The organism is Bradyrhizobium sp. CCGUVB1N3 (assembly GCF_024199925.1).
Lineage (GTDB): Bacteria > Pseudomonadota > Alphaproteobacteria > Rhizobiales > Xanthobacteraceae > Bradyrhizobium.
The window spans coordinates 5,313,178-5,339,004 of sequence record NZ_JANADR010000001.1 but is presented as its reverse complement, the minus strand read 5'-3'; the positions used below and the strand labels follow the sequence as shown (position 1 = coordinate 5,339,004).

The 25,827-nt window shown below is 64.8% G+C and carries 23 protein-coding genes; 16 read left to right on the top strand and 7 right to left on the bottom strand.

What is annotated here, in order from left to right:
* Positions 1–52 precede the first annotated feature (52 nt).
* Positions 53–730 carry a TetR/AcrR family transcriptional regulator gene (locus NLM33_RS25450; RefSeq protein ID WP_254099890.1) on the top strand — a complete coding sequence of 226 codons (678 nt, stop codon included), beginning with the start codon at positions 53–55 and terminating at the stop codon, positions 728–730.
* A gap of 113 nt (positions 731–843) precedes the next feature.
* Here the strand turns inward: NLM33_RS25450 and pyk are convergent, their stop codons facing one another.
* Together pyk and NLM33_RS25440 are read right to left on the bottom strand one after the other, a co-directional pair.
* Positions 844–2,280: a pyruvate kinase gene (gene pyk / locus NLM33_RS25445; protein ID WP_254099888.1), complete on the bottom strand. Its 1,437-nt coding sequence runs from the start codon at positions 2,278–2,280 to the stop codon at positions 844–846.
* Positions 2,277–2,879, bottom strand: a complete 603-nt coding sequence (locus NLM33_RS25440) for a DUF1036 domain-containing protein (RefSeq protein ID WP_254099886.1) — start codon at positions 2,877–2,879, stop codon at positions 2,277–2,279. Before NLM33_RS25440 ends, pyk begins: the two co-directional genes overlap by 4 nt.
* A gap of 162 nt (positions 2,880–3,041) precedes the next feature.
* Between NLM33_RS25440 and NLM33_RS25435 the strand changes: the two genes are divergently transcribed.
* From NLM33_RS25435 to NLM33_RS25420, 4 genes are all read left to right on the top strand, one after another.
* The gene (locus NLM33_RS25435) at positions 3,042–3,344 is read left to right on the top strand and encodes a DUF1244 domain-containing protein (protein WP_254099884.1); all 303 of its coding nucleotides are present in this window, start codon (positions 3,042–3,044) and stop codon (positions 3,342–3,344) included.
* Between the two features lie 263 nt (positions 3,345–3,607).
* Positions 3,608–3,880, top strand: a complete 273-nt coding sequence (locus tag NLM33_RS25430; RefSeq protein WP_254099882.1) for a DUF2312 domain-containing protein — start codon at positions 3,608–3,610, stop codon at positions 3,878–3,880.
* Positions 3,881–3,965: 85 nt separating this feature from the next.
* Positions 3,966–5,732, top strand: a complete 1,767-nt coding sequence (locus NLM33_RS25425) for an adenylate/guanylate cyclase domain-containing protein (protein WP_254099880.1) — start codon at positions 3,966–3,968, stop codon at positions 5,730–5,732.
* A 48-nt stretch (positions 5,733–5,780) separates the two neighbouring features.
* Positions 5,781–6,203, top strand: a complete 423-nt coding sequence (locus NLM33_RS25420; protein WP_254099878.1) for a DUF1801 domain-containing protein — start codon at positions 5,781–5,783, stop codon at positions 6,201–6,203.
* A gap of 45 nt (positions 6,204–6,248) precedes the next feature.
* Here the strand turns inward: NLM33_RS25420 and NLM33_RS25415 are convergent, their stop codons facing one another.
* The 3 genes from NLM33_RS25415 to NLM33_RS25405 all read right to left on the bottom strand — a co-directional run bounded on the left by NLM33_RS25415 (position 6,249) and on the right by NLM33_RS25405 (position 12,301).
* Positions 6,249–7,898, bottom strand: coding sequence for a DUF882 domain-containing protein (locus tag NLM33_RS25415; protein ID WP_254099876.1), 1,650 nt, complete (start codon positions 7,896–7,898; stop codon positions 6,249–6,251).
* A 336-nt stretch (positions 7,899–8,234) separates the two neighbouring features.
* The gene (locus NLM33_RS25410; protein ID WP_254099874.1) at positions 8,235–10,454 is read right to left on the bottom strand and encodes a murein L,D-transpeptidase; all 2,220 of its coding nucleotides are present in this window, start codon (positions 10,452–10,454) and stop codon (positions 8,235–8,237) included.
* A 344-nt stretch (positions 10,455–10,798) separates the two neighbouring features.
* Positions 10,799–12,301 (bottom strand): sigma-54 dependent transcriptional regulator, encoded by a 1,503-nt coding sequence (locus NLM33_RS25405; RefSeq protein ID WP_254099872.1) that lies wholly within the window; start codon positions 12,299–12,301, stop codon positions 10,799–10,801.
* Between the two features lie 124 nt (positions 12,302–12,425).
* On the opposite strand from NLM33_RS25405, the gene NLM33_RS25400 reads away from it, so the two are divergent.
* From NLM33_RS25400 to NLM33_RS25350, 11 genes are all read left to right on the top strand, one after another.
* On the top strand, positions 12,426–14,336 hold the full coding sequence (locus NLM33_RS25400; protein ID WP_254099869.1) for a M3 family oligoendopeptidase: 1,911 nt from the start codon (positions 12,426–12,428) through the stop codon (positions 14,334–14,336).
* Positions 14,337–14,682: 346 nt separating this feature from the next.
* The gene (locus tag NLM33_RS25395; RefSeq protein ID WP_254099867.1) at positions 14,683–17,676 is read left to right on the top strand and encodes a patatin-like phospholipase family protein; all 2,994 of its coding nucleotides are present in this window, start codon (positions 14,683–14,685) and stop codon (positions 17,674–17,676) included.
* A gap of 250 nt (positions 17,677–17,926) precedes the next feature.
* Positions 17,927–18,079 carry an aa3-type cytochrome c oxidase subunit IV gene (locus tag NLM33_RS25390; protein WP_027521930.1) on the top strand — a complete coding sequence of 51 codons (153 nt, stop codon included), beginning with the start codon at positions 17,927–17,929 and terminating at the stop codon, positions 18,077–18,079.
* 136 nt (positions 18,080–18,215) lie between these two features.
* Positions 18,216–19,343, top strand: a complete 1,128-nt coding sequence (locus NLM33_RS25385) for a Re/Si-specific NAD(P)(+) transhydrogenase subunit alpha (protein WP_254099865.1) — start codon at positions 18,216–18,218, stop codon at positions 19,341–19,343.
* A gap of 11 nt (positions 19,344–19,354) precedes the next feature.
* The gene (locus tag NLM33_RS25380; RefSeq protein ID WP_254099863.1) at positions 19,355–19,672 is read left to right on the top strand and encodes a proton-translocating transhydrogenase family protein; all 318 of its coding nucleotides are present in this window, start codon (positions 19,355–19,357) and stop codon (positions 19,670–19,672) included.
* Positions 19,673–19,711: 39 nt separating this feature from the next.
* Entirely contained in the window at positions 19,712–21,109 is a 1,398-nt protein-coding gene (locus NLM33_RS25375; RefSeq protein ID WP_254099861.1) for an NAD(P)(+) transhydrogenase (Re/Si-specific) subunit beta, read from the top strand.
* A 20-nt stretch (positions 21,110–21,129) separates the two neighbouring features.
* The gene (locus NLM33_RS25370) at positions 21,130–21,300 is read left to right on the top strand and encodes a hypothetical protein (RefSeq protein WP_254099859.1); all 171 of its coding nucleotides are present in this window, start codon (positions 21,130–21,132) and stop codon (positions 21,298–21,300) included.
* Between the two features lie 22 nt (positions 21,301–21,322).
* A complete protein-coding gene (locus NLM33_RS25365) occupies positions 21,323–22,123 on the top strand; it encodes an alpha/beta hydrolase (RefSeq protein ID WP_254099857.1) in 801 nt (266 codons plus the stop codon).
* 60 nt (positions 22,124–22,183) lie between these two features.
* A complete protein-coding gene (locus tag NLM33_RS25360; RefSeq protein ID WP_254099855.1) occupies positions 22,184–23,281 on the top strand; it encodes a calcium:proton antiporter in 1,098 nt (365 codons plus the stop codon).
* Positions 23,282–23,295: 14 nt separating this feature from the next.
* Positions 23,296–23,580, top strand: coding sequence for a cupin domain-containing protein (locus NLM33_RS25355; RefSeq protein ID WP_254099853.1), 285 nt, complete (start codon positions 23,296–23,298; stop codon positions 23,578–23,580).
* Between the two features lie 93 nt (positions 23,581–23,673).
* The gene (locus tag NLM33_RS25350; protein ID WP_254099851.1) at positions 23,674–24,594 is read left to right on the top strand and encodes a hypothetical protein; all 921 of its coding nucleotides are present in this window, start codon (positions 23,674–23,676) and stop codon (positions 24,592–24,594) included.
* A 29-nt stretch (positions 24,595–24,623) separates the two neighbouring features.
* Here the strand turns inward: NLM33_RS25350 and NLM33_RS25345 are convergent, their stop codons facing one another.
* Both NLM33_RS25345 and rpsU read right to left on the bottom strand, forming a co-directional pair.
* Positions 24,624–25,277 (bottom strand): tetratricopeptide repeat protein, encoded by a 654-nt coding sequence (locus tag NLM33_RS25345; RefSeq protein WP_254099849.1) that lies wholly within the window; start codon positions 25,275–25,277, stop codon positions 24,624–24,626.
* 127 nt (positions 25,278–25,404) lie between these two features.
* Positions 25,405–25,707 (bottom strand): 30S ribosomal protein S21, encoded by a 303-nt coding sequence (gene rpsU / locus NLM33_RS25340; RefSeq protein WP_027525171.1) that lies wholly within the window; start codon positions 25,705–25,707, stop codon positions 25,405–25,407.
* Positions 25,708–25,827: the final 120 nt, after the last annotated feature.

Sequence of the window (25,827 nt, the reverse complement as noted above, 5' to 3'; positions counted from 1 at the left end):
AGAAGCGTTCGGCCGAAACGCGCGGCCAGGCGCGTGGGACAGGAAGTGCGCCATGGTTTACCGGCGGACCCATCAAGTGGTGAAACGCCTAGCCGCCCGGCGCAGCGCCATTCTGGCGGCGGCGCGGGAGGCTGCAGCGGAAGGCGGCATGGTGGCGGTGCAGATCGCCCCGGTCGCGGTCAGGGCCAACGTCGCGGCCGGAACGGTCTACCGCTATTTTCCCTCAAAAGCCGACCTGATCTCCGAACTGATTGCCGAAGTGTCGCGTGACGAGCTCGCCGCGATCCGACGGGCAGCCGACGCCGCGCCCGGTCCGTCCTCGGCGCTGGCGGCCGCCGTTACCACGGTTGCGGTGCACACGCTTTCCCAGCGCAAGCTCGCCTGGGGCATTCTGGCCGAGCCCGTCGACGTCGATGTCAGCGCCTCGCGGCTTGCGAGCCGGCGCGAGATCGCGGGCGAAATCGCCTCCCGGATCGATTCCGCCGTGCGCGCCGGCCATCTGCCGGTGCAGGATACCGCGCTGGCGGCAACCGCGCTGCTCGGCGCGCTGCACGAGGCACTGGTCGGGCCGCTCGCGCCCGACAATCTGGAGGACCCGGTCAAGCTGCGCGATGCCGTGCAGACGGTCACGCTGCTCGCGCTGCGCGCCGTCGGCGTGATGGATGCCCGCGCCCGTGGTCTCGTGGTGCAGCAGACGGTGTTGCCGGCGAAGACATTGGTGGGGGCTTGAGTTGAAGCTGTCATTCCGGGGCGCGCGTAAGCGCGAACCCGGAATCTCGCGCCGCAATCTCCCGATTCCGGGTTCACCCGCGCTTTGCGCGGGCGTCCCGGAATGACGGGATGTTACATATTGGCGTCGCCCTCGGGGCCGACGGAAGCGATCCGCACCATGTTGGTGGTGCCGGGGATGCCGAGCGGCACGCCGGCGACGATGATCACGCGCTGGCCGGCGCGGACAAAGCCATCTCGGAATGCGATCTGACCGGCGCGGCTGACCATGTCGTCCTGGTCGCGCGCGTCTTCCGCCACCACGCAATGCACGCCCCAGACCACTGCGAGCTTGCGTCCCGTCGTCATGTTCGGCGTGATCGCCACGATCGGCGCCTTTGGACGTTCGCGCGCGACGCGGATCGCGGTCGAGCCGGAGCTGGTCCAGCAGATCAGCGCCGGCAGGTCGAGCGTTTCAGCCATCACGCGCGCGGCATCCGCGATCGCATCGCCCACTGTCGATTCCGGGTCCGGCCGCTGGGCCATGATCACGGACCGATAGGTCGGGTCGCGTTCGACCTCCTCGCCGATGCGATTCATGGTCGAGACCGCTTCGACCGGGAATTTGCCGGCAGCCGATTCAGCCGAGAGCATGATGGCGTCGGCGCCTTCATAGACGGCGGTCGCGACGTCGGAGACTTCCGCGCGGGTCGGCACCGGCGACTGGATCATCGATTCCAGCATCTGCGTTGCGATCACCACCGGTTTGCCGGCATGGCGCGCCATGCGCGTCATCTGCTTTTGCAGGCTCGGCACGCGCTCCAGCGGCAGCTCGACGCCGAGGTCGCCGCGCGCCACCATCAGCGCGTCGGAGGCCTCGATGATGTCGGCGAGGCGATCGATCGCCTGCGGCTTCTCGATCTTGGCCATCACCGCGGCACGGCCACGGATCATCTTCTTGGCTTCGATGACGTCGTCGGCGCGCTGCACGAAGGACAGCGCGATCCAGTCGATGCCGGTCACCAGCGCCGCCTCGAGGTCGGCGCGGTCCTTCGGCGTCATCGCCGAGACCGGCAGGTCGGTATCAGGCAGGCTGACGCCCTTGCGGTCCGACATCTTGCCGCCGACCACGACACGCGTCACCGCATGCTCTTTCGAGGTCTGCTCCGCGATCAGCCGCACCTTGCCGTCATCCAGCAGGAGTGCATGGCCGGGCCGGAGCGCGGCCAGGATCTCCGGGTGCGGAAGGTAGACGCGGGTCGTGTCGCCCGGCGCCTTGTCGGAGTCCAGCGTGAAGGTCTGGCCGTTCTGGAGCTGCACGGCTCCTTCGGCGAACGAGCCGAGCCGGAGCTTCGGCCCCTGGAGGTCGACCAGGATGCCGATCGGCCGCCCGTAGCTGGACTCGACATTGCGGATCGTCGCCACCAGCTCCCGCATCTTGTCATGCGGAGTGTGGCTCATATTGATGCGGAAGATGTCGGCACCGGCCTCGAACAGGCGGCGGATTGTCGCGAGGTCCGAAGAGGCAGGTCCCAGGGTCGCGAGAATCTTGATACGGCGAAGTCGCCTCATGGCTTATTTCCAGGCGGGGGCGGGGGTGCTGGCGCAAGGCCAGGCGAGCCCGGGGGCGTAGCACCCGGCGGGCTATTGGGCAAACCCGGAACGCCGCCACCCGGGCCAACGGGGCCCGGCAGACCGGGTACCCGCTGTTGCGAGGGTTGTTCGTTGGCGTCGGTCAGCTGCACCGTCCAGGCGCGCTGCTCGCCGGTGTCGACCTCGAAATAGCCGGTCCGGTCATAGCCGCGGGCGAGGCAGTCCTCGGTGCCGCGGATGGTGAATTCCTTGTCCCGCGAGCACATGAAGGCCTGGCCCGACCATTCACCGCCGCGGTCGTAGTCGATCGCGTAGATGTAATAGTAGCGGGCAACCAGCGTGCCCCGCAGCAGCGTCTCGCAGGAGCGGGACGAGATGTTCCACCAACCCTCGGTGGTCCAGCCCTCGGCATCCTTGTAACCGAGCGCGATTCCGACCCGGCTCGAGGTGTTGTTGCAGAGGCGGAAGTCGGCCGAGGCGGGGCTCGCCGACAGGCACAGCAACGCGATTGCCAGCGCCGGGGCGAGGCGAACGAGCCATGTGAAGAGGCGCTGGAAGGCGGGAGATTCGGCGATCATAGTCGCGGAAGCTATATCAGATCATTGACGATTTGGCGTAGAGGGCGAGGGAACTGCCTAAGGACCGGTCCAAGGGATCCGTTTGCACCGGGATATGGCAAAATCTGTGACAAAGGCCTACCTAGTCCCGTAACGGTCAGTCCGGACAATGAGGTCATCGTCATGGCAATCGACGACAAAACCAGAACAGAGCTCGAGGCGGCGGCCTTCCGGCGCCTGGTCGAGCATCTGAAGGCACGGACCGACGTCCAGAACATCGATCTGATGAATCTCGCCGGCTTCTGTCGCAATTGCCTGTCCAACTGGCTCAAGGACGCCGCCGACGCGCAAGGGGTGCCTCTCAGCAAGGACGAGAGCCGCGAAGCGGTCTACGGCATGCCCTATGAGACCTGGAAGGCGAAGTACCAGGGCACGGCCACGCCCGAGCAGCTCGAAGCCATGAAGAAGGTCCATCCCGGGCATTGAGCCGGTCAGGTTCGCCGGTCATTCCGGGTCGCCGAAGGCGAACCCGGAATCTCGAGATTCCGGGTTCGATGCTGCGCATCGCCCCGGAATGACATCAACCTTGGACGCTGCCCATCGGCACTGCCGCATCTCTTGTGGGTGCGCTGTGGACGAGCGCGATGCTGCCTTGACGTAACCGCTGCCAAACTTAAGGGTCAAACCAGCACGCGCGGTGCGAGGGCGCCGGCGTTACCTCACCTTGCCAGTTCTATCAGGAGTACGAGATGGCCATTGCCACCGCCGTCAACGAAGAAGCGCCCGCCACGAAATTCGCCAAGGATCAGCTTCGTTCCATCATCGAGCGCATCGAACGGCTGGAGGAAGAGAAGAAGGCGATCTCGGACGACATCCGCGACGTCTATGCCGAGAGCAAGGGCAACGGCTACGACGTCAAGGCGCTGCGCACCATCGTGCGCCTGCGCAAGCAGGATCCCAACGAGCGCGCCGAGGCAGAAACGATCCTCGAGACCTACATGCAGGCGCTGGGAATGCTCTGAGAGGCACCCGGCCTTTCAATTGCAGCGCACCAAACCTAGGCAAAATCCGCTTCTCTGCTAAGCTGCTCGGTGAAGGGACCGAGCAATGGATGCGCCTGGACCAGAGCGCAGGCTCGCCGCGGTCCTCGCCGCTGACATGGTCGGCTATAGTCGTCTCATGGAGGCCGACGAGGCGGGGACGCTTGCGCGCCTCAAGACCCACCGGATCGAGCTCATCGATCCGGTCATCAGCCGCAATCGCGGACGTATCATCAAGACCACGGGCGACGGCCTGCTCGTCGAATTCCACAGCGTCGTCGATGCCGTGCTGTGCGCTGCCGAGGTTCAGCGCCGCATGGGTCGGCGTAATGCCGACGTTGCGCCGGGACGGTGGATACAGTTTCGCATCGGCATCAATCTGGGCGACGTGATCGTCGACCAGAACGATATTTTCGGCGATGGCGTCAACGTTGCGGCCCGGCTGGAGGCGCTGGCCGAACCTGGCGGCATCTGCATCTCGAGCGCGGTTCGCGACCAGCTCGGCCAGCGTCTCGATGGCATCGACTTCGACGATCTGGGCGAGCAGAACGTCAAGAACATCGCGCGGCCCATCCGCGTCTTCCGCGTCCGGCTGAACGAGGTGATGGCCGGCGCGCTGGACGGGGCGAGCGACACCGCGCCCGCGCCGGGCATTTCGAAAAAGCCTTCGATCGCCGTGCTGCCCTTCGCCAATATGAGCGGCGATCCGGAGCAGGAGTTTTTTGCCGACGGCCTGACCGAAGACATCATTACCGAGCTGTCGCGCTTCCACGATCTGCTCGTCATCTCCCGCAACTCGGCCTTCGTGTACAAGGGCAAGGCGGTGAAAGTGCAGGACGTCGCCCGCGAGTTCGGCGTCGACTATGTCGTCGAAGGGAGCGTGCGAAAGGCGGGAGGGCGCGTGCGCGTCACCGTGCAGCTGATCGACGCCGAGACCGACCGGCACATCTGGGCCGATCGCTATGACCGCGAGCTCGAGGACATCTTCGCGATCCAGGACGAGATGACCCGCGCGATTGCCTCGACGCTGCCCGGCCGCGTCGAGGCGGCGAGCCATGATCGCGCGAAACGCAAGCCGACCGACAATATGGCGGCCTATGAATGCGTGCTGGCCGCAAAGATCCTGCACCATCGCTCGAACCGCGACGACAACGCGCAGGCGCAGTCCCTGCTCGACCGCGCGCTTTCGCTCGATGCGAACTACGCCCATGCGCACGCCTGGAAGGCATGCGTCCTCGGCCAGACCTGGGTTTACGGCTGGTGCGCGGATCGCGACCTGACCTTTCAGCATGTGTCTTCCGAGCTGGAGACCGCGCTGGCGCTCGACGACAATGACAGCGACGTCCACCGCATCCTCGCCGCGCTCAATCTGAACCGCGACGACCATGACAGGGCCAGCTACCATCAGGAGCGCGCGCTCGCGCTCAACCCGAACTATGATCTCGTGGTGGTGCAGCAGGGCGAGCTGCTGACCTGGCTCGGCCGGCCGGAGGAAGGCATCGACTGGATCAAGAAGGCGATGCGGCTCAACCCCTATCACCCCGAACGCTTCTGGAGCCATCTCGGGCGTGCCTATTATTGTGCCGAGAAATACGCCGAAGCTGCCGAAGCCTTTTCACGGATCACGCGGCCCGACCATACGCATCACGCGTTCCTCGCCGCGATCTTCGCGCAGATGAATAACGCCGTTGCGGCCGGCGCTCACGCGGCCGAGGTTCTCAAGCGTGAGCCGGCATTTTCGGTAGCCAATCATCTCGTCACCCAGCACTATAAGCGCGAGGTCGATCGTCAGCGCTACGAGACGGGCCTTCGCGGGGCTGGTCTGCCGGCTTGATTGTTACGACCCGCGAGGCCTGATCGTCGATCCATCCAGGAGGAATCAGTGAGTGAGCCGCCGTTGCCGCGCGAGGTGAGCCGAGCCTTCGAGGCTTTTCCGCCGCTGGTGCGCCGGCGCCTTCTCGACGTCCGCAAGCTGATCTTTGCAACGGCCAAGGCGCACGACGACGTCGGTCCGTTGACCGAGACGCTGAAATGGGGCGAGCCGTCCTATCTGACGGAGAAAAGCGGAAGCGGCAGCACCATCCGGCTCGGTCGCGTGAAGGACTCCGAGACGCATGCGGCCGTGCTGTTCAACTGCAAGACGACGCTGATCGAAGCGTTTCGCGAGCGCTTTCCCGATGCGTTCGAATACCGGCAGAACCGTGCGCTGCTGTTGCCGGTGGCGGGTACGCTGGCGAAGCAGCCGCTCGCGGTCTGCCTGTCGCTGGCGCTCACATATCATCTCGACCGCCGCGGCCGGAGATAGCTGCGCCAGGACGACAGCAAATTTGCGGAGAGTGGGGAGGCGCAATCAGCGCAGCGAAGCGGTGCGCACCACGAAGGACGTGGTCTCGAGCTTGGCGGTCGCGGAGCCCGAGAAGCTGTCGCAGGACATGCCCTGCATCGGATCGTCCGTGAAGCCCATCGTGACGACGGCCTGCGGCTTGAGGAAATAAGCGCGCATCGCGGTCATGTCGACATCGCCCATCAGCGTCACCGACATCGAACGACTGGCGCTCGGCGCCAGCATCACGATCTTGAGCCACATGCTCTCGCCCTTGGCGGCGGAGAGCCGCGTCGAGGTCGCGATCATGCCCTGCGCGCCGGTCTGTAGTCCCTTGGCAACGACGGTGTTGATCTCGGTGGCCGGGGCGAGGCCGCGGGTCGCAGCAAGGGGACGGGCCGTACGCGGGATCGGCGCGGAGGCGGCGACGACGTTGCCGCGGTCGACCGGCGAAGCGGCGGCCGGCGCATAGGCCAGCGCCTGGTAGGCCGAGGAAGAAACGCTTGCGGTCGCCTGCGGATCGGTCGCCGAGGCCAGTGCCTGGCGTGCCCTGAGCGCCGCGACCTGGGCCGGCGTCGCCTGCTGCGGAGCCGCCGGAGCATCCCAGAAGCCGCGGGCGTTGATGATGTCGGCCGGCGTCTGCGGCTTCGCTTCAGTTGATCTGGCTTCAGCCGATTTGTCGGCGGCGGGAGCAGGCTTCGGCTTGGGCGGCTGCACGACCTGCATGTCGGCCGCGGCGAGCTGGATCGCGGCTGCAACTTGCGGCTTGGCGCGCGGCGTCGGTACCGGATCGGCGGGCTTCTCAGCCGTCTTGGCAGGCACGGCTGCCGCAACCACGGTCGGCGCCGCCGGCTTCGCGCCGCCGGCCGCTGCGCCCTCGTCATCCTCGTCGCTGGTGGGGGCTGATTTGCCCCTGAACAGCGCCGCCAGGAAGCTCGGCTTGCCGATCGTCGCGGCGTCGTCGCCATTGCCGCGCCGCTCGATGTCGGCCTTGGCGAGCTCATAGCCCTTCAGCGGCGTGCCATCGGTCGGCAGGTGCACGGTGCGGCCGTCCGGGAAGACACGGGCGAGCTGGTCATGCGTCATGCGCGGCCAGTGCCGGATGCTGCCGGTGTCCAGATGCACGAAAGGCGAGCCGGAGGTCGGATAGAAGCCGACACCGCCGCGTTGCAGGCGGAGCCCCGCGAAGCGGATCTGCTCCAGCGGCACGCCCGGAATGTAGAAGTCCATCGCATGGCCCAGCATGTGCTGGCTGAAGCGCGCCACGCCTGAGGAGCGGCGGCGGAGCATGGCGTTGGTGGCGGGGGAGCGGTAGGAGGAGACGATCTGGATCGGCTGTTTGCCGTCGACGTCGCGATAGACTTCCCAGAGGATATCGAAGAGGTGGCGGTCCATCACGGTCTCGTCCTGGCTGCGCCAGTCACGGAGATAGTGGTTGAGCTGCTTCAGCGCCGCCTCGTCATAGCGCCCGTCGCGCTTGAAGGTGACGGTGAGGTCTTCGTCGGAATGGGTGTGGTGGAAGGAGAGGGTACGGGTCTCGTTCAGCGCGGTCGCGTCGTGAACGGAGCCGGCGCCGGCAAGCAAAAGCAGCGAGGTCAGGCCGATCCGGGATCCGGCCCTGACTCCCGCATGGGACAACGACACCGCAACGAATTGGCGTGCGAAACCAGCCAGCACGAATGAGCCCACCCAGTCGACGAGCGTTCAAATGGACTCTCTCCCGCCAACCCCGCTAGCGCGCGAAAGAGGATGAACGCTTTATTAAAGCGAGAAGGTTAATTTGAGGTTTACCTTCCCGCCCCCAACCCAACGAAATCCCAAGAGGGATCCCTAGTCGAAAACCCAAGTCGAAAACCCAAGTCAGGGTACAGACCTAACCGGTCGAGTGTGGCGAAAAAACGCCCCTCGCGGCGGTTCTGGTGGAGAATGGTTAACGTTAAGCGATCCCGTCGGGGGACGGGATCGTTGATTTCATTGAGGAATTTATTCTTAGGCGCGAGACCGCCGAAAGGATCAGCGGGTGAAGACGCGCTGCTGGCGCCGGCCGACCGGAGCCGGCGGCGGGGTCGGAGCGCCGAACAGCCGCTCGAGGAACGATGGGCCGGATGACGAGAAGCCGCTGTTGGCTACCGCGACGCCGGAGGGCAGCGTCGTGGCCGGCCGCGAGTAGCTTGGCTGCGAATGCGCGACGACGTTCTCGAGGTCCTTGCCGCGGCTGTTCTTCAGGATGTTGATCATGGTCGCGTCGCGACCATAGACGTCCTTGCGGAATTGCAGCTTGCCGCCGTCGTCCACGAACGCGGTCTGGTAGGTGATGTTGACCGGGATCGGGGTGGGGAATTTCAGGTCGACCTCGCTCGAGCCGTACATGCCGCGGACGCGCTCCGGCGTGTAGTGCTCGTTCGGCATCGCGATGTTGAGCAGCACCGAGGCGTACTGATCCGGATTCTGCACCCGCATGCAGCCATGGCTGAAGGCACGTTCGTCCCTGGCGAACAGATGCTTGTCCGGCGTGTCGTGCTGATAGACCAGGAACTTGTTCGGGAAGTTGAAGCGGATGCGGCCGAGCGCGTTGGCTTCACCCGGCGGCTGCGAGATGTGCACGGAGCCGTCGCGGTTCTGCTCGAGGCGTAGCCCCATGCGCTGGAGCACGGTCGGGTCCTGCTGCAGCGCCGGCAGATATTCGTTGTAGACGATCGACGGCGGCACGTTCCAGGTCGGGTTGACCGTGATGTACTTCATCGTCTCGCTGAGCAGCGGGGTGGCGTGCGTGCCCGGCTTGCCCGTGACCACGCGCGTGGTCCAGACCTGCTGGCCGCGCTGCATCACCTTCAGCGTGTAGTCGGGAATGTTGAGGATCACATAGGCATCGCCGAGCGACGGCACCCCGAGATCGCGCGGCAGCCAGCGCCAGCGCTCCATGTTCACGAGCACGGTGTCGATCTGCCGGTCGCGCTTCGGGCTGTTCAGCGCCTTCACGGTCGGCGCGTCGAGGACGCCGGTCGCCTTCATCTCGGCGCCGTCCTGGAATTTCCGCACGGCTTCCGCAACCGTTGCGTCATAGTGGTCGTCGTTGGCGTTCTCGGCGATGCCGAGCTTGGCGCGGAGCTGCGGCACGCGCGGATCCTGCACGACGACTTCCGCCTGCTTCTTGCCGCGCGCCGGCGTGTACTTCAGCGCCGGGCCGTCGGTGATCTCGACCACCGGGCCTTCGCCCTGGCCGCGGAGCTGGGCGAGCTTCGCCTTCAGCTCCTTGTAGAGCTTCTGCGGCGGGTTGTAGCCGTCGAGCGCCGCGGACGCATCGGTCGCGGTCGTGACTTTGGCCAGCACCTCGCTCGGGTCGATCGGATGCTCGGGATAGAGGATATCGGCGCTGACCTGCGACCAGTGCATGCGGCCGCTCTGCGCCTGGCGCGCATAGTCCAGCATGCTGGCGGTGAGCTTGAGCTCAGCCTCGGCGAGCGCATCGGGCGTCGTGGCAGCCGCGAAATCCGGCACCGGATAGTCGGCGGCGTTGAGGCCGTCGGACGCGGCATCCTTCAGCCGTGCGATCACGCCCTTAGCCGAAGCGCTGAGGCTGCCGCCTTGCGTCCAGACCGGCGCGAAGTCGCGTGCGCCGTAAAACTTCTCGACGGCTGCGCGCTCGTTCTTGCGATCGAAATAGCGCGAGGTCTTGGCGCCGAGCGCGTCCTTGATCTTGTCCGCTACCGGCTGATCGGCGGCGGGAACTTTGCTCGCGGCCTTCACCGGTTCAGTGGCCGGAGCCGCAGCGGTCGCAGGCGCGGCGGGAGTGGCCGGCGCGGTCGCAGCTTCGGTCTTTGCCGGTTCGGTCTTGGAAGGCTCAGTCTTGGCAGGCTCAGTCTTGGCAGGTTCGGTCTTCGCCGTCTCGCTCTTCGGCGCCTCGGTGGCGGGCGTCGTGGCGACGTCGGAAGCTTTCGTCTCGACCTTCTCGGGCGCCGGTGCGGCTTCCGCCTTCACGGGCTCGTTGCTGCTTGCGTCCTTGGCCGGCTCCTGCACCGTGGCCGTGGTGTCGAGCTTGACGTCGGCGGCGGTCGGTGGCGGGACGTTGGCCGGTTCGGGGCGCGGGATCGCGGCTTCGATCGCGAGCTCTGCGGCGCTGCTGCGCGCCTGGTCCTGGGCCAGCGCCGAAGTGGCCGACACCGTGAGGAAGGTCGCCGCGACGGTCATCAGCACGCGGTCAAAGCCTGCACGGTTGTTCAAACAGTCTCGCATCGTGTCACACCCTCGGGTGAACTGTCCCCATGAAACGGATTCACGGAACAGCTTTGTTATCGTCTAACAGCTTCGGCCAATCGCGCCGGCTTCTCGAAAGTTGCACGCCTGCACGCAACGATTCTGACGCAGACGATATACAGGCCCCGTTTTCGCAGCCAGCGCTACCCGGGACAACTCACGACAAACTGACTTCAAGGAAGCCTCTTGGCAACGGATTGTGCGCTTCTGCCACGCGCTTTTCCCTTTGTCTGTCACTTCCCGGTCACGGTTCAAATCGTCCGCAATGCGAAGGACTTGCGCCCCGTTTGGGCCATAAAGGGAACGTCGTTCCGCGGCCCTGCTCAGTGCGTCTCCTCGCCGCTTTTGCCGCCATGTCCGTGAACGCCGGCCTCGTCGAGTTTGCGGTAGAGCGTGGAGCGGCCAATTTTGAGGCGGCGCGCGACCTCCGACATCTGCCCGCGGTAATGCGAGATCGCGAAGCGGATGATTTCGTTCTCCATCTCCTCCAGGGGCCGTACTTCCCCGGTGCTGGTCAGCATCGCGAGGGAGCCGGCGGCCGGCAGCGGAGCGATCGGTATTTCGTTACCTGAGATCATGGCGGGGACGGTGGACGCAACCGGCTCCAGGATCAGCGGCGCGGTCGGAACGTCGCTCATCTGATGCGGGTGGCCGGCGAGCAGCGGGAAATCATCGAGACCGAGCTGGTCGCCCTCGGTCATGACCACCGCACGATAGACCGCGTTCTCGAGCTGGCGGATGTTGCCGGGCCAGTCGAGCGTTGAGAGATGCGCCATTGCCTCGCCGCTGATGCCGCTGATCGGGCGGTTCTCCTCGGCGGCGAACCGCGCCAGGAAATGCCGCAACAGATGCGGGATGTCCTCGCGCCGCGCGCGCAGGCTTGGGATCGTCAACGGCAGCACGTGGAGGCGGTAGAACAGGTCCTCGCGGAAGTGGCCCTGCTTCACCCGATCCAGCAGCTTGCGGTTGGTCGCGGAGATGATGCGGACGTCGACCTTCACCGGCTTGCGGCCGCCGACCGCCTCGACTGCGCCCTCCTGGAGCGCGCGCAACAGCTTGACCTGCGCGGTCAGCGGCAGCTCGCTGACCTCGTCCAGAAACAGCGTGCCGCCATGGGCCTCGACGAACTTGCCAGCGTGCCGCTCGGTCGCGCCGGTGAAGGCGCCTTTCTCATGACCGAACAGGATCGATTCGACGAGATTGTCGGGGATTGCGCCGCAATTGACCGCGACGAACGGTTTTGCCTTGCGCTCGCCGCTGCCATGGATGGCGCGCGCGAACATCTCCTTGCCGACGCCGGAATCGCCTTCGATCAGCACCGGAATCGACGAATTTGCCGCCTTCTGCGCGGCGCGCATCACATGCGCCATCGCATCGCTGCGGGTGATGATGTCGGAGAACGTCAGCCGGCCCTCGCGGCTGTGCCGGATGCGCTGCAATTCGCCCTTGAGCGCGGACGCGTTGAGCGCATTGCGCAAGGAGACCTGGAGCCGCTCCATGCCGACCGGCTTGACCACGAAGTCGGCCGCACCTGCGCGCATCGCCGAGATCACGTTGTCGATGCCGCCATGCGCGGTCTGCACGATGACTGGCACGCTGAGGCCGGCTTCGCGGATCTTTGCCAGGACGCCCATGCCGTCGAGGCCGGGCATCACGAGATCGAGGATGACCGCGTCGACCGCGGGTGCGTCGGGCGCGGTGAGGGCGGCGAGCGCGGCATCGCCGGAATCGACGATGATCGTTTCATAGCCGCATTTCTGCACCATGTTCTCGACCAGGCGGCGCGCGACGGCGTCGTCATCGGCAATCAAAATACTGGCAGCCATGGTGTTCCCCGCACGCTACAACTATCTGTCTCGAATCGGGGCACTCTGGCCGAAGCCGATTAACGCACTCTTAAACCTTGCTGACCCCATCCATTGCGATCGTTGAACACAGGTTTCCAGCACAATGACTTCGCGCTCCAAGTCTGCCCTTAGCAAGTCCGCTCTTAGCAAGTCTGCTCTCAGCACGTCCGTTCTCCGCAAGCCGATCACCAGAAAAGCCGCCGCCAAAGCCAAACCCTCCGGCAAAGCTGCCAGCAAAACCGGCAAGCTTCCGGAGTGGAACCTCGCCGATCTCTATTCCGGGATCACCGCGCCGGAAGTGGCGCGCGATCTCGAGAAGATGGATGCCGATTGCGTCGCGTTCGAGACGGACTACAAGGGCAAGCTCGCGACAGGGACAGCAAAGGAAGATGGCGGAAAATGGCTCGCGGAGGCCGTGCGGCGTTACGAGGCGATCGACGATCTCGCCGGCCGGCTCGGCTCCTATGCAGGGCTCGTCCACGCCGGCGACAGCGTTGATCCCAAGATTTCAAAGTTTTACGGCGATGTGTCAGAGCGGCTGACGGCCGCCTACACCCATCTTCTGTTCTTCGCGCTCGAGCTCAACCGGATCGATGACGATATTTTGACCCGCGCGATGCAGGCTTCCGAGCTCGCGCATTATCGCCCCTGGATCGAGGATCTGCGCAAGGAGAAGCCGTATCAGCTCGACGACAAGCTCGAGCAGCTCTTCCTGGAAAAGTCGCAGACCGGCTATTCGGCCTGGAACAGGCTGTTCGACCAGACCATCTCCGGCCTGCGCTTCAAGGTCGGGCCCAAAGAGCTCGCGATCGAGCCGACGCTGAACTTGTTGCAGGACCGCGACGGCGCCAAGCGCAAGACCGCGGCGGAAGCTTTGGCAAAAACCTTCAAGGCCAATGAGCGCACTTTTGCGCTGATCACCAACACGCTCGCCAAGGACAAGGACATTTCCGACCGCTGGCGCGGATTCAAGGACGTCGCGGATTCCCGGCATCTGAACAACCGCGTCGAGCGCGAGGTGGTGGATGCGCTGGTCGCCTCGGTGCGCGCGGCCTATCCAAGACTGTCGCATCGCTATTACGCGCTGAAGGCGCGCTGGTTCAAGAGGAAGCGGCTCGCTTATTGGGATCGCAACGCCCCGCTGCCCTTTGCCGCGACCGACACCATCGCCTGGCCCGATGCGAGGAACATGGTGCTGACGGCCTATCGCGGCTTCTCGTCTGACATGGCCGACATCGCCGAGCGCTTCTTCACCGATCGCTGGATCGATGCGCCGGTTCGGCCCGGCAAGGCGCCGGGCGCCTTCTCGCATCCGACCACGCCGTCGGCGCACCCCTACGTGCTGATGAACTATCAGGGCAAGCCGCGCGACGTGATGACGCTGGCGCACGAGCTCGGCCACGGCGTGCATCAGGTGCTGGCGGCCAGGAACGGCGCGCTGATGGCGCCGACACCGCTGACGCTGGCCGAGACCGCCAGCGTGTTCGGGGAGATGCTGACCTTCAAGCGGCTGCTCGCGCAGACCAGGAACGCGAAGCAACGCCAGGCGCTGCTCGCCGGCAAGGTCGAGGACATGATCAACACCGTGGTGCGGCAGATCGCGTTCTACTCCTTCGAGCGCGCCGTCCATGCCGAGCGCAAGAACGGCGAGCTCACCGCGACGCGGCTCGGCGAGATCTGGCTGTCGGTGCAGGGCGAGAGCCTGGGGCCGGCGATCGAGATCAAGGCGGGCTACGAGAATTACTGGATGTACATCCCGCACTTCATCCATTCGCCGTTCTATGTCTACGCCTATGCCTTCGGCGACTGCCTCGTGAACTCGCTCTACGCGGTCTACGAGAATGCAGCCGACGGCTTTGCCGAGCGCTATCTCGACATGCTCGCTGCCGGCGGCACCAAGCACTACTCCGAACTGCTGCGTCCTTTCGGGCTCGATGCCAAGGACCCCGAATTCTGGGACGGCGGCCTTTCCGTGATCGCCGGCATGATCGACGAGCTGGAGGCGATGGGCTGAAGCGGCGCGAACCCTGCTTCAGCGCTCGACGGGATTGACGGGCGCCGCGGCTGCGACATTTTTTCGCGAGCTCGGCCATCGGCTCGTGGACGCGGTGCCGCGGGCGCCTCCCTTGTCGGCGAAACCGGTCTCGAACGACGTCATTGCCCTGCATTTCAGGGCACTTGCAGCCTTCACACCCTTCTTCCTGCCGGCACGTTTCCAGGCCACCTTCGAGACGGGACTGGCGATCCTGCTACGTGGGATTGAACGTTCGCGAAAACCGGCAAGACTAATCTTGTGCGGCACCGGCCCCTCATATTGCAACTATTGATTGATTTAAGTTGGGCGCCGGGGGAAGGCAGCCATGGCCGAGCATGTGCATGCGTCTGGCGAGGATCACCCGTCGAGCACGGGGACGATCGACTTCCGGCCTTGGGGCGAGAAACACCAAGCCCTCGTCAAGAGCGAGATCGAAGCCATCAATACGCGTCGGGAGGCCGGCCGCCAGATCGAGACTGCGCAGCTCAAGCCCGGGCAGACCATCGACGTCGTCGGGTTGGCGCTTTCCGGCGGTGGCATCCGTTCCTCCGCGGTCTGCCTCGGGGTGCTTCAGGCGCTGAACCATCACGACGTGATCAAGCGGATCGACTATCTCTCCACGGTCTCGGGGGGTGGTTATATCGGAAGCTCGTTGACGGCGACCATGACGGTCGCAAAGCGCTTCGTGTTCGGCCAGCCACCGAATCCCGGCGCGAAGAGCGCCAAGGCGAGCGAAGTCAGCGACACGCCCGAAGTCGGCCATATCCGCAACTATTCGAACTATCTCGTTCCGGCCGGCGCGCGCGACCTCCTGACCGGCCTTGCGATCGTGGTCCGTGGGCTGGTGGCCAATGTGGGGCTCACGCTGCCGATCGTTCTGGTGCTGGCCATCGTCACCATCATGTCGAATCCCGCTCGTTCCGCGCTCTATGCGGCGAACGTCTTTGGCGTGTCCGTCAACAACGACTGCGACCGGCTGCACTGGATTTCCGAAAGGATAGGCTTCTTCTCCCTGATCGGCCTGGTCCTCGGCCTGGCAATCTATGTCGTCGGCCGGTTGCGCTACGGGGCGCCGTCGCGACGATATGGCGATACGCTCGACGAGATCAGACGAGACCGCTGGGAGTTATTTGCATACGGGGCGGGAATCGCGATCACGTTGGGGGTGATCTGCGATCTGGCGCGGTTCATGCCGGTCGATCATTTCGGCCTCACGCTCACCGCGAGCATCGCGGGGCTGGTCATGTTCTTCTTCTGGTGGGCGATTTGGCGATCGTATCTGCCGGCGAACAGGCTGCAGGAATTTCGCGGCCTCAGAACGCAGCAGGACAACAGCACAGGCGCGGTGTTGTTCGGTCGTTTGCCGACGATAGCTGCGACTTATCTCGTGCTGCTCTTCCTGATCGCCTTCTTCGAGTTTCAGCCGTTCATGATCGCTGAAATGTTCGACAATGCGGATGCAGCTTCGGATGCCGGGCTCGGCGTCGTCGCAGGCGTCGCCGTGACGTGGCTGAAGTCCCTGGCCGCGATCACCGCGCCTATCGCCGCCGCCGTCACGCTCTTCAGGCAGCAATTCGCGGCCCTGCTGAAGGGGAAGGGGACCTCCGACTTGCTGGCGATCGTGCTGGCCCACTCCGCCAACCTGGCGATCTGGATCGCCGGCGCGGCGTTGCCGTTGCTGATCTGGATCGCCTATCTCTATCTGACCTTCTGGGGCATCACCAACGACAAGCTTTTGCCGCAGCGCGTCTGTCCGAACGCGGTGATCGAATGGCCCTCGCTCGACCAGATCGATACGGTCAGGAGATCGAAGACCCACCTGTCCGGAAAGCTTCAATTCGACTCCGATGCCGGAACCCTAAGCGCTGAAATAAAAGACAGAACGACGCAGCGTGCACACACGAGAAAAATCCGCGAAGGGCGGCAAATCGAGCACGCGCCGGGCTGGGTGAATTCGGCCGCCGGCACGATATCGCATGCGCTTCGCTCGTTCGGCCTCGGCGGCGCGATCGATGCCTTCAAGCCTCGGTTCGGCGAGAGCGTACGCTGGTCGGTGATCGCGCTGTATCTCATTTTCGCGATCGTGCTGTTCCGCTGCTCGTGGTGTCTCGCGCCGAACGCCAACTCGCTGCATCGTCTCTATCGGGACCGCCTGAGCAAGGCGTTCCTGTTCAAGCCGCTGCCGCGAAACGAGCATGCGCCGGACACGGACGTCCGCCACAAGCCGGCTCGGAACGTCGCGAGCATCGACCAGGGGCGTGACCTCGAACCTCTGGACGAGCTCAAGCTCAGCTCGCTCTGCGCCCATGGAAAGCTCCATGCTCCCTATCACCTGATCAACACGGCGCTCAACATCCAGGGCTCCGACTTCGCCAACCGCAGAGGCCGCAACGCCGATTTCTTCGTGTTCGCGCCATTGTGCGTGGGAAGCGAGGCGACCGGCTACGCGCCGACGCTGAAATTCGAGAGCGGCGATCGCGGTCTCGATCTGGCGACGGCACTGGCAATCTCCGGCGCGGCCGCCTCGTCCAACATGGGATCGGATTCCATCAGGGCGCTGACACCGACGCTCGCCTTGCTGAACGTGCGTCTCGGCTTCTGGCTCAAGAATCCGCGCTACGCCGAGAACAACGGCGAGGTGCGGCGACGGCCGTCGCCGTTCTATCTCTGGTCGGAAATATCGGGCCGACTCTACGAGAACAGCGACGCCGTCTATCTGACGGACGGAGGGCACATCGAGAATCTCGGCGTCTACGAGCTGTTGCGGCGCCGTTGCAGGGTCATCATTGCCGTCGACGCCGAGGCTGATGCGCCGATGAACTCCTCCTCGCTCGTCACGCTGCAGAGATACGCGCGCATCGATCTCGGCATCATCATCGATCTGCCTTGGTCGCCGATTCGGACCTGTACGCTGGGCTGGATGGCCTGCAATGCGGGAAAGCCTCCGACGCCGACGCCCAAATCGTCAGACGGCCCCCACGTTGCGATCGGCACGATCGATTATGGCGGGGGAGACATCGGCTATCTCATCTATATCAAGTCGTCGCTCACCGGCGACGAGAACGACTACATCCGTGACTATGCGCGCCGCTACGAGCGCTTTCCGCACGAGTCCACGGGAGACCAGTTCTTCTCGGAGGAGCAGTTCGAGGTCTATCGCGCGCTCGGCTTCCACATCGCGCATCGGTTCCTCGCCGGCCTCGACGACGTGTCCGTGAGGGACAAGGACGGCAAGTCCGTGCGGAAGCGCCTCAATGCAGACGGCATCGAGCCGATCGGAACGATTCGTGCCGCGTTGGGTCTTGCCGTTTCACCGTAGGGGGCGAGGAGGCCGTCGATGCGGTACGCGTTTGCCTTGGGGCTGCCGATCATCAAAGGCCAGTCCAGGCCATCTTGATTGCCGTCTCGGATCAGATGGGCGGGGCGTCCGCCCGCGAGCAGCGGATGCCCCCAACAATCGGGAATCCAAATGAGCCGATTTGCGGGAAAACTGAGCAGCTGTGCCGTTGCCCTGCCCGGCGGATTGCGGTATTGCCAGCCAAGAATTCGACTTTCGACTGGGGACATCCATGGCTGACCATAGCGAAGTGGCGTACACCACCGCCGACGGCAACGACTACGTTGCCCACGAGCAGACCTATGAGGGCTTCATCAAGCTGGTGAAGTATGGCACGGCCACGGTCGCGCTCATCGTCATCCTGATGGCGATCTTCCTGACCTGATCCATCGTCGGCTGCACCGCCAAAGGCGGCGGTTGCTCAGAAAATTTGCAGACAAGCCGGTTCCAAAACCGGTATCCAACGTTGCGGGAGTAACGCTAAATTCGTGTGCGCGCTGTCCCGCGCCGCCGGAGGCCTCATGAAGATTGCCGTTGCCAAGGAAATCGATCCGTCGGAGTCGCGGGTCGCCGCTTCGCCGGATACGGTGAAGAAGTTCAAGGCTCTGGGCGCCGAGATCGCCGTCGAGCCCGGTGCCGGCGTCAAGTCGGGCCTGCTCGATTCCGACTACACCGCCGCCGGCGCGACCGTCAGCGCCGATGCGCTTGCTGATGCCGACATCATCATCAAGGTGAAGCGCCCCGAGGCGTCCGAGCTCGGCCAGTACAAGCGCGGCGCGCTGGTCATCGCCATCATGGACCCCTATGGCAATGACGCCGCGCTGAAGACGATGGCCGATGCCGGTATCGCCGCCTTCGCCATGGAACTGATGCCGCGCATCACGCGCGCCCAGGTGATGGACGTGCTGTCGTCGCAGGCGAACCTTGCCGGCTACCGCGCCGTGATCGAGGGCGCCGAAGCCTTCGGCCGCGCCTTCCCGATGATGATGACCGCGGCGGGCACCGTGCCCGCTGCAAAGGTGTTCGTGATGGGCGTCGGCGTCGCCGGCCTCCAGGCGATCGCGACCGCGCGCCGTCTCGGCGCGATCGTCACCGCGACCGACGTGCGCCCCGCCACCAAGGAGCAGGTCGAATCGCTCGGCGCAAAGTTCCTCGCCGTCGAGGACGAGGAGTTCAAGAACGCGCAGACCGCCGGCGGCTACGCCAAGGAAATGTCCAAGGAATACCAGGCCAAGCAGGCCGCGCTGACCGCCGAGCACATCAAGAAGCAGGACATCGTGATCACGACGGCGCTGATCCCGGGCCGGCCCGCGCCGAAGCTCGTCAGCGCCGAGATGGTCAAGTCGATGAAGCCGGGTTCGGTGCTGGTCGACCTCGCCGTCGAGCGCGGCGGCAACGTCGAAGGTGCCAAGGCCGGCGAAGTCGCCGAGGTCGATGGCATCAAGATCGTCGGCTACACCAATGTTGCCGGCCGCGTCGCGGCCTCGGCGTCCGGCCTTTACGCGCGCAACCTGTTCTCCTTCATCGAGACGATGATCGACAAGAAAGAGAAGAAGCTTGCCGTGAACTGGGACGACGAGCTCGTGAAGGCGACCGCCCTGACCAAGGACGGCGCCGTCATTCACCCGAACTTCCAGCCGAAGAGTTAAGGAGAGCAGCCATGGAGCACGTCGCACAGGTCGTCGATCCCTTCATCTTCCGGCTGTCAATTTTCGTGCTGGCGGTGTTCGTCGGCTATTTCGTGGTGTGGTCGGTGACGCCGGCGCTGCATACGCCGCTGATGAGCGTCACCAACGCGATCTCCTCGGTGATCGTGGTCGGCGCGCTGCTCGCGGGCGGCGTTGCGAACGTGTCGAGCGGCTCGGGCTGGGCGCGCGGCTTCGGCTTCATCGCGCTGATCTTCGCCTGCATCAATATCTTCGGCGGCTTCCTTGTCACCCAGCGCATGCTGGCGATGTACAAGAAGAAGGCCAAGTAAGCGGCCACCTCGGGCTGATGGGATAGATGGGGACCTGAGATGAACGCTAATCTCTCTGCATTGTTGTATCTCGTGGCGGGTGTGCTGTTCATCCTGTCGCTGCGCGGCCTTTCCAGCCCGGCCTCTTCGCGCCAGGGCAACCTGTTCGGCATGATCGGCATGGCGATCGCGGTCGCCACCACGCTTGCCAACCATCCGCCGGCCGACGGTCTCGCCTGGCTGCTCGTCATCGTCGGCATCGCCATCGGTGCTGCGATCGGCGCGGTGGTCGCGCGGCGCGTGCCGATGACCTCGATGCCGGAGCTGGTCGCTGCCTTCCACTCGCTGGTCGGCATGGCCGCAGTGCTGGTCGCCGCCGGCGCGTTCTATGCGCCGGAAGCCTTCGACATCGGCACTCCCGGCAACATCCACACCCAGAGCCTGGTCGAAATGTCGCTCGGCGTCGCCATCGGCGCGCTGACCTTCACCGGCTCGGTGATCGCGTTCCTGAAGCTGTCGGCCCGCATGAGCGGCGCGCCGATCATCCTGCCGGCGCGGCACCTCATCAACATTGCGCTCGCGGTCGCACTGGTCGCGTGCATCGTCGGGCTCGTCGTCACCGGCAGCCCGGTGTTCTTCTGGCTCAACGTCATTCTGGCGCTCGTGCTCGGCGTGCTCATGATCATCCCGATCGGCGGCGCCGACATGCCGGTCGTGATCTCGATGCTGAACTCCTATTCGGGGTGGGCCGCGGCTGGCATCGGCTTCACGCTCGGCAATTCGGCGCTGATCATCACCGGCGCGCTGGTTGGCTCCTCCGGCGCGATTCTGTCTTACATCATGTGCCACGCGATGAACCGGTCCTTCATCTCGGTCATCCTCGGCGGTTTTGGTGGCGAGACGGCGGCAGCCGGTGGCGGCACCGGAGAGCAGAAGCCTGCCAAGCTCGGTTCTGCGGACGATGCGGCCTTCATCATGAAGAATGCGCAGAAGGTCATCATCGTGCCCGGCTACGGCATGGCGGTGGCACAGGCCCAGCACGCGCTGCGCGAAATGGGCGACATCCTGAAGAAGGAAGGCGTGGAGGTGAAGTACGCCATCCACCCGGTCGCAGGCCGCATGCCCGGCCACATGAACGTGCTGCTGGCCGAAGCCAACGTGCCCTATGACGAGGTGTTCGAGCTCGAGGACATCAACTCCGAATTCGCGCAGGCCGACATCGCCTTCGTGATCGGCGCCAACGACGTCACCAACCCCGCCGCCGAAGAGGACAAGACCTCGCCGATCTACGGCATGCCAGTGCTCCAGGTCTGGAAGGCCGGTACCGTGATGTTCATCAAGCGCTCGCTGGCGTCCGGCTACGCCGGCATCGACAATCCGCTGTTCTACCGCGACAACACCATGATGCTGCTCGGCGACGCCAAGAAGGTCACCGAGAACATCGTCAAGGCGATGTAACAGCGCTTCGGGAGCGGACCGTGGCCATCAACAAGGAATGGCACCGGTCCAATCCCATGCCGCCCAAAGCGACGCGCGCGCAGCGCATCACCTGGCACGCGGCCCACAGGGCGGCGTGCGGTTGTCGCGAGATTCCAGCAAGCATCCGGCCGGACGTCCTGAAATTGCTGCGAAGCCGTCGCAAGGCTTGAGCCACCGATCGGCTGTGCAGCCATGACATTCCTGAAGTGGATCGCCATCGTCATCGCGACCGGCTATCTCGCCGGTCTCGTCGTGCTGTATGTAAGGCAGCGCGACATGCTGTTCCCGATTCCGCCGGTCGGTCGAACGCCGCCGGATGCCGCAGGCCTTCCCGAGGCGGAAGAGCATGTGCTCACCACGTCGGATGGCGAGAAGGTCATCGTCTGGCACGTGCCGGCAAAGCCCGGCCGTCCGGTGATCCTCTACTTCCCCGGCAATGGCGATTTTCTCGCCGGCGGCGTCGATCGCTTCAGGGCCATGACGGCCGACGGCACCGGCCTCGTCGCGCTGTCCTATCGCGGCTATGCCGGCTCGAGCGGTGCGCCGAGCGAACAGGGCCTGCTGCGCGATGCCGCGGCCGCCTATTCGTTCGCGACGGCACGCTATGACGCCCAACGCATCGTCGCCTGGGGATTCTCGCTCGGGACCGGTGTCGCCGTTGCGATCGCGTCCGAGCATCCGGTCGGGAAGCTGATCCTCGAAGCTCCCTATACGTCGACGGTCGACGTCGCTGCCTCGCATTTCTGGTTCGTTCCGGTCCGCTACTTGATGCGCGACCGGTTTCACTCGGACGAGCGGATCACGCGCGTCACGGTGCCGCTCCTGATCATGCATGGCGCGCAGGACCCGACCATTCCGATCGTATTTGGTGAGAGGCTGTTTGCGCTGGCTCATGAACCGAAGCGATTTGTTCGCATCCCCGGTGGCGGACACGACGATCTCGGCAGCTTTGGCGTCACTGAGATCGCGCGAAACTTCATCAATGGCAGCTGAGGGCTGACGGGCGCGATCTTCTCGCGCATAATCGGTCTCCCATTTGAAGGAATCGCCTGCATGAGCGCACACGGACCGATGCCGCGGTCGTCATGGCTATTTCCCGCCCTGGCGGTGCTGCTGTTCCTGATCGTCACCGCGACGGGATACGGCTTCACCCTTTCGGTCGGCGGCTTCGTGTTTGCGATCGTCCTGCTGGTGATCCTGTTCGGAACGGTGTTCGCTGCCGTTCATCACTCCGAGGTGATTGCGGAGCGGATCGGCGAACCGTTCGGCACGTTGCTGCTCACGCTCGCGGTGACCATCATCGAGGTCGCGCTGATCACCACCATCATGCTCGGCGACAAGCCGGCGCCGGAGCTCGCGCGGGATACCGTGTTTGCCGTGGTGATGATCGTCTGCAACGGGCTCGTCGGCCTCTGCGTCTTCATCGGCGGCCTGCGCTACCGCGAGCAGGGTTTCCAGGTCTCAGGCTCCAACGTCTATCTCAGCACGCTGATCGCGCTGGCGACCATCACGCTGATCATGCCCAACTATACGCTGACGACGCCGGGCCCGATCTATTCGACGCTCCAGCTCGGCTTCGTCGATCTCGTGACGATCGTGCTCTATGGCGTGTTTCTCTACACGCAGACCGTGCTGCACCGGGATTATTTCATCAATCAGGCCGATGACGGGAAGGGCGGCGAAAGCCATCTGCCAGGCACAATGCTGGTTCTCAGCATGGTCCTGCTCCTGGTCTCGCTCCTTGCCGTCGTTCTGCTCGCCAAGAAGTTCTCACTGGTGGTCGACGCCGTTGCCGCCATGATTGGTGCCCCACCGGCCTTTGCCGGCCTCCTGGTTGCGCTGCTGATCCTGATGCCGGAGGGGGTCTCGGCGATTGCCGCCGCGCGCAAGAATGACCTCCAGAAAAGCATCAACCTGGCCCTCGGCTCCTCGCTGGCCACCATCGGGCTGACGATTCCAGCCGTCGGACTTGCCACCTATGCGCTCGATCAGCCGCTCGTTCTCGGCCTGAACCCCCAGAACACGGCGCTGATGTTCCTGACATTTCTGCTGAGCATGCTGACCTTCGGCACCGGCAGGACCAACGTCCTGTTCGGACTGGTCCATATGGTGGTATTTGCCGTCTACGTATTCATTCTGTTCGTGCCGTAATCAGGAGAATGGGAATGCTGGCCGCCAAATCCGAGGTTCAGGTCGACAACGACGAGGTCCGGGTCACCGAGTGGCGGTTGCCGCCCGGCGGCGCCACCGGCCATCACATTCACGGGATGGACTATGTGATTGTTCCCGTCACGGCCGGCGAGATGACGATCGTGGGGCCCAATGGCGAGCGCTCCAAGGCGCAGCTTGCGGCGGGCAAGTCCTACTTCCGCAAGGCCGGTGTCGCACACGACGTGCTTAACGAAACCGCAACGGAGATCGTGTTCCTTGAGATCGAGCTGAAACCGTAAAGGCGGCTGTGCCAATTGCCACCTATCCGTCGCTGTTGACCCCTTACTATTGCCTCAAAGTTCCCGCATCAGATCGTGTGGGGAGTGGCCGGAATGCTGAAATACCTGACTAAAATCTCCATGGATATCTTCCCCTCGGTGCTCGCGACGATCATCGGGGCGTACATCGTTAATCACTACATCAACGCCCGGCCGGCCCCCGACACCCCCGCTGCCGCGGTCGCTCCTGCCCAGACCAAGAAGGAAGCCAAGCCGGCCGAGGTCGCGAATCTCCCCGCGCCCGGAGTGAAGGCCAAGGGCGTTTCCGAGAAGGGCGTTTCCGAGAAGGGCATCTCCGAGAAGTCCGTGACTGATAAGCCGACGGCCGAGAAGCCGGCGGACAAGGCTGCTGACCAGCCGGCCGAGAATAAACCCGCCGAGAACGAGACCGCCGCCGCGCCCGCCACGCCGCGCGGCCGGCCGACGGCGTCCCGCGACAGCAAGACCATGGCCAAGGCCACGCCTGCCCCGACCATCAGCGCCCCGGTCGTCACTGCGCCGGCCGCCGAGACCTCTGCGGCTCCGGCATCGAATTCCGCCACCCCTGACGCCAACGATCTCGCCCGCGCGGCGATCGAGCGGCTGCGCAAGTCGCCCGATTCTGCCCCGCAGGAAACGGCGCATGCGGGCGAAGCGCCGCGCGTTCAGGAGGCTCCACGGCTTGTGACGGCGGCTCCGCCTTCCGTGCGGCCGCTGCCGCCGCCGATCACGGTGTCGACGCCGGGCCCGGAGGCCTATGGCTCCCCGACGACGGCGAATCCGCCTTACACCGCATCCGTCGGCTCGGATGATGCGAACCGGCTGACGCCGCCGGCCGATATCCCGGTCCCGGTGGTGATCGCGCCGCCGCTGGATCTGCGGGCCGATGCTGCCGGTCCCACGCCGAAGGCAAAGACCAACGTCGCCGACGAGATGCTGTCGGGCGTCAAGTCGATGTTCCACGCGGTCCTGCCGAAGAGCGTCACCCCGGACTGATCTGGCGCGTTGCGCCTTCGATCCTGTTCTCAGCCGCCGACACGGGCCAGACCGCTGCGGGCGGCATCGTCGCGAGGACGTAGTGCGACCGCCTTGGTGTAGGACGCCGCCGCCTTGGCCTTGTCGCCGAGGCGCTCATAGGCGAGCCCCCGCGTGCTCCAGACTTGCGCATTGTGCGGATCGGCCTCGGAGGCCTCGTCGAGGTCGGCCGCGGCTTCCTTGACCTTGCCGACCGCGAGATAGCTGATGGCGCGGCCGAGCAGCGGCTCCGGCTTCTGCGGATTGAGCCCGCTTGCCGCGCTGAAATCCGCGATCGCGAACTCATGCTCGTTGCTCGCCTGATAGATCAGGGCGCGGCCATAGAGCGCCTGCGCATTGTAGGGATCGAGTGCGACCGCGCGGTTGAACTCCTCGAGCGCCGCCGCCGTCTCTCCCGATTTCGCAAGCGCCTGGCCCTTTGCCGTGTGGTTCTGGGCCTCAGTGACATTGCCGGCGCTGACCGCGCTCTCGGCGGGCGCGGCAGCGGCCTTGGGCGCGTCCTGCGGCTTCTCCTTCTCCGGCATCAGCGATCCCAGGTCGAACGAGCAGCCGGACAGTGCGATCGCGATCAGTGTGAGTGTGACAGAGCGACGCCAAAGTCGGCACGACCGTGCCGGGCTGCGCGCGGGGAAAGGGGAGGCCATCTACGGGTTCGCTCGCGCTGGTGCCGCATCGGTAGTGCCCCGTCCCAGAAAAGGCACCGCTCACAAAACAATAACGCGGGCCAAGGGCCCGCGTCATCGAAAACTCAGTCTTGCAGAAGCGGCAAAATCAGCGCGGTCCGCGCGGACCTGCGCCCGGGCCGCCACGGCCGCCAGCGCCACGCTCGCCACCGGGGCCAGCGCCGAACACCGGCTTCGGCTTCATCGGCAGCAGGCCTTCACGCTGCAGCTTCTTGCGGGCCAGCTTGCGCGCGCGGCGCACGGCTTCGGCCTTTTCGCGGGCCTTCTTTTCGGAGGGCTTTTCGTAGTGACCGCGGAGCTTCATCTCGCGGAAAATTCCCTCGCGCTGCATCTTCTTCTTCAGCGCCTTGAGGGCTTGATCGACATTGTTATCGCGAACGAGAACCTGCACGCGGCATCCTCTTCAGTGGATCGGATTTGAATTCTGGTAAGTCAAAGGGGATGGCAGAAAGCGCAAGCCCTTAACCTTGAGCGCGCGGATGTATCAGACAAAACCTGAGATGTCTATCGT

Excerpts from the sequence above, each read along its gene's own strand:
- NLM33_RS25375 (WP_254099861.1), top strand. The coding sequence starts at position 19,712 with ATGAACGCTAATCTCTCTGCATTGTTGTATCTCGTGGCGGGTGTGCTG.
- NLM33_RS25425 (WP_254099880.1), top strand. The coding sequence starts at position 3,966 with ATGGATGCGCCTGGACCAGAGCGCAGGCTCGCCGCGGTCCTCGCCGCT.
- NLM33_RS25400 (WP_254099869.1), top strand. The coding sequence starts at position 12,426 with ATGACTTCGCGCTCCAAGTCTGCCCTTAGCAAGTCCGCTCTTAGCAAG.
- NLM33_RS25395 (WP_254099867.1), top strand. The coding sequence starts at position 14,683 with ATGGCCGAGCATGTGCATGCGTCTGGCGAGGATCACCCGTCGAGCACG.
- pyk (WP_254099888.1), bottom strand. The coding sequence starts at position 2,280 with ATGAGGCGACTTCGCCGTATCAAGATTCTCGCGACCCTGGGACCTGCC.
- NLM33_RS25390 (WP_027521930.1), top strand. The coding sequence starts at position 17,927 with ATGGCTGACCATAGCGAAGTGGCGTACACCACCGCCGACGGCAACGAC.
- NLM33_RS25350 (WP_254099851.1), top strand. The coding sequence starts at position 23,674 with ATGCTGAAATACCTGACTAAAATCTCCATGGATATCTTCCCCTCGGTG.
- NLM33_RS25440 (WP_254099886.1), bottom strand. The coding sequence starts at position 2,879 with ATGATCGCCGAATCTCCCGCCTTCCAGCGCCTCTTCACATGGCTCGTT.
- NLM33_RS25385 (WP_254099865.1), top strand. The coding sequence starts at position 18,216 with ATGAAGATTGCCGTTGCCAAGGAAATCGATCCGTCGGAGTCGCGGGTC.
- NLM33_RS25345 (WP_254099849.1), bottom strand. The coding sequence starts at position 25,277 with ATGGCCTCCCCTTTCCCCGCGCGCAGCCCGGCACGGTCGTGCCGACTT.
- NLM33_RS25360 (WP_254099855.1), top strand. The coding sequence starts at position 22,184 with ATGAGCGCACACGGACCGATGCCGCGGTCGTCATGGCTATTTCCCGCC.
- NLM33_RS25435 (WP_254099884.1), top strand. The coding sequence starts at position 3,042 with ATGGCAATCGACGACAAAACCAGAACAGAGCTCGAGGCGGCGGCCTTC.
- NLM33_RS25365 (WP_254099857.1), top strand. The coding sequence starts at position 21,323 with ATGACATTCCTGAAGTGGATCGCCATCGTCATCGCGACCGGCTATCTC.
- NLM33_RS25380 (WP_254099863.1), top strand. The coding sequence starts at position 19,355 with ATGGAGCACGTCGCACAGGTCGTCGATCCCTTCATCTTCCGGCTGTCA.
- NLM33_RS25410 (WP_254099874.1), bottom strand. The coding sequence starts at position 10,454 with ATGCGAGACTGTTTGAACAACCGTGCAGGCTTTGACCGCGTGCTGATG.
- NLM33_RS25430 (WP_254099882.1), top strand. The coding sequence starts at position 3,608 with ATGGCCATTGCCACCGCCGTCAACGAAGAAGCGCCCGCCACGAAATTC.
- NLM33_RS25450 (WP_254099890.1), top strand. The coding sequence starts at position 53 with ATGGTTTACCGGCGGACCCATCAAGTGGTGAAACGCCTAGCCGCCCGG.
- NLM33_RS25355 (WP_254099853.1), top strand. The coding sequence starts at position 23,296 with ATGCTGGCCGCCAAATCCGAGGTTCAGGTCGACAACGACGAGGTCCGG.
- NLM33_RS25405 (WP_254099872.1), bottom strand. The coding sequence starts at position 12,301 with ATGGCTGCCAGTATTTTGATTGCCGATGACGACGCCGTCGCGCGCCGC.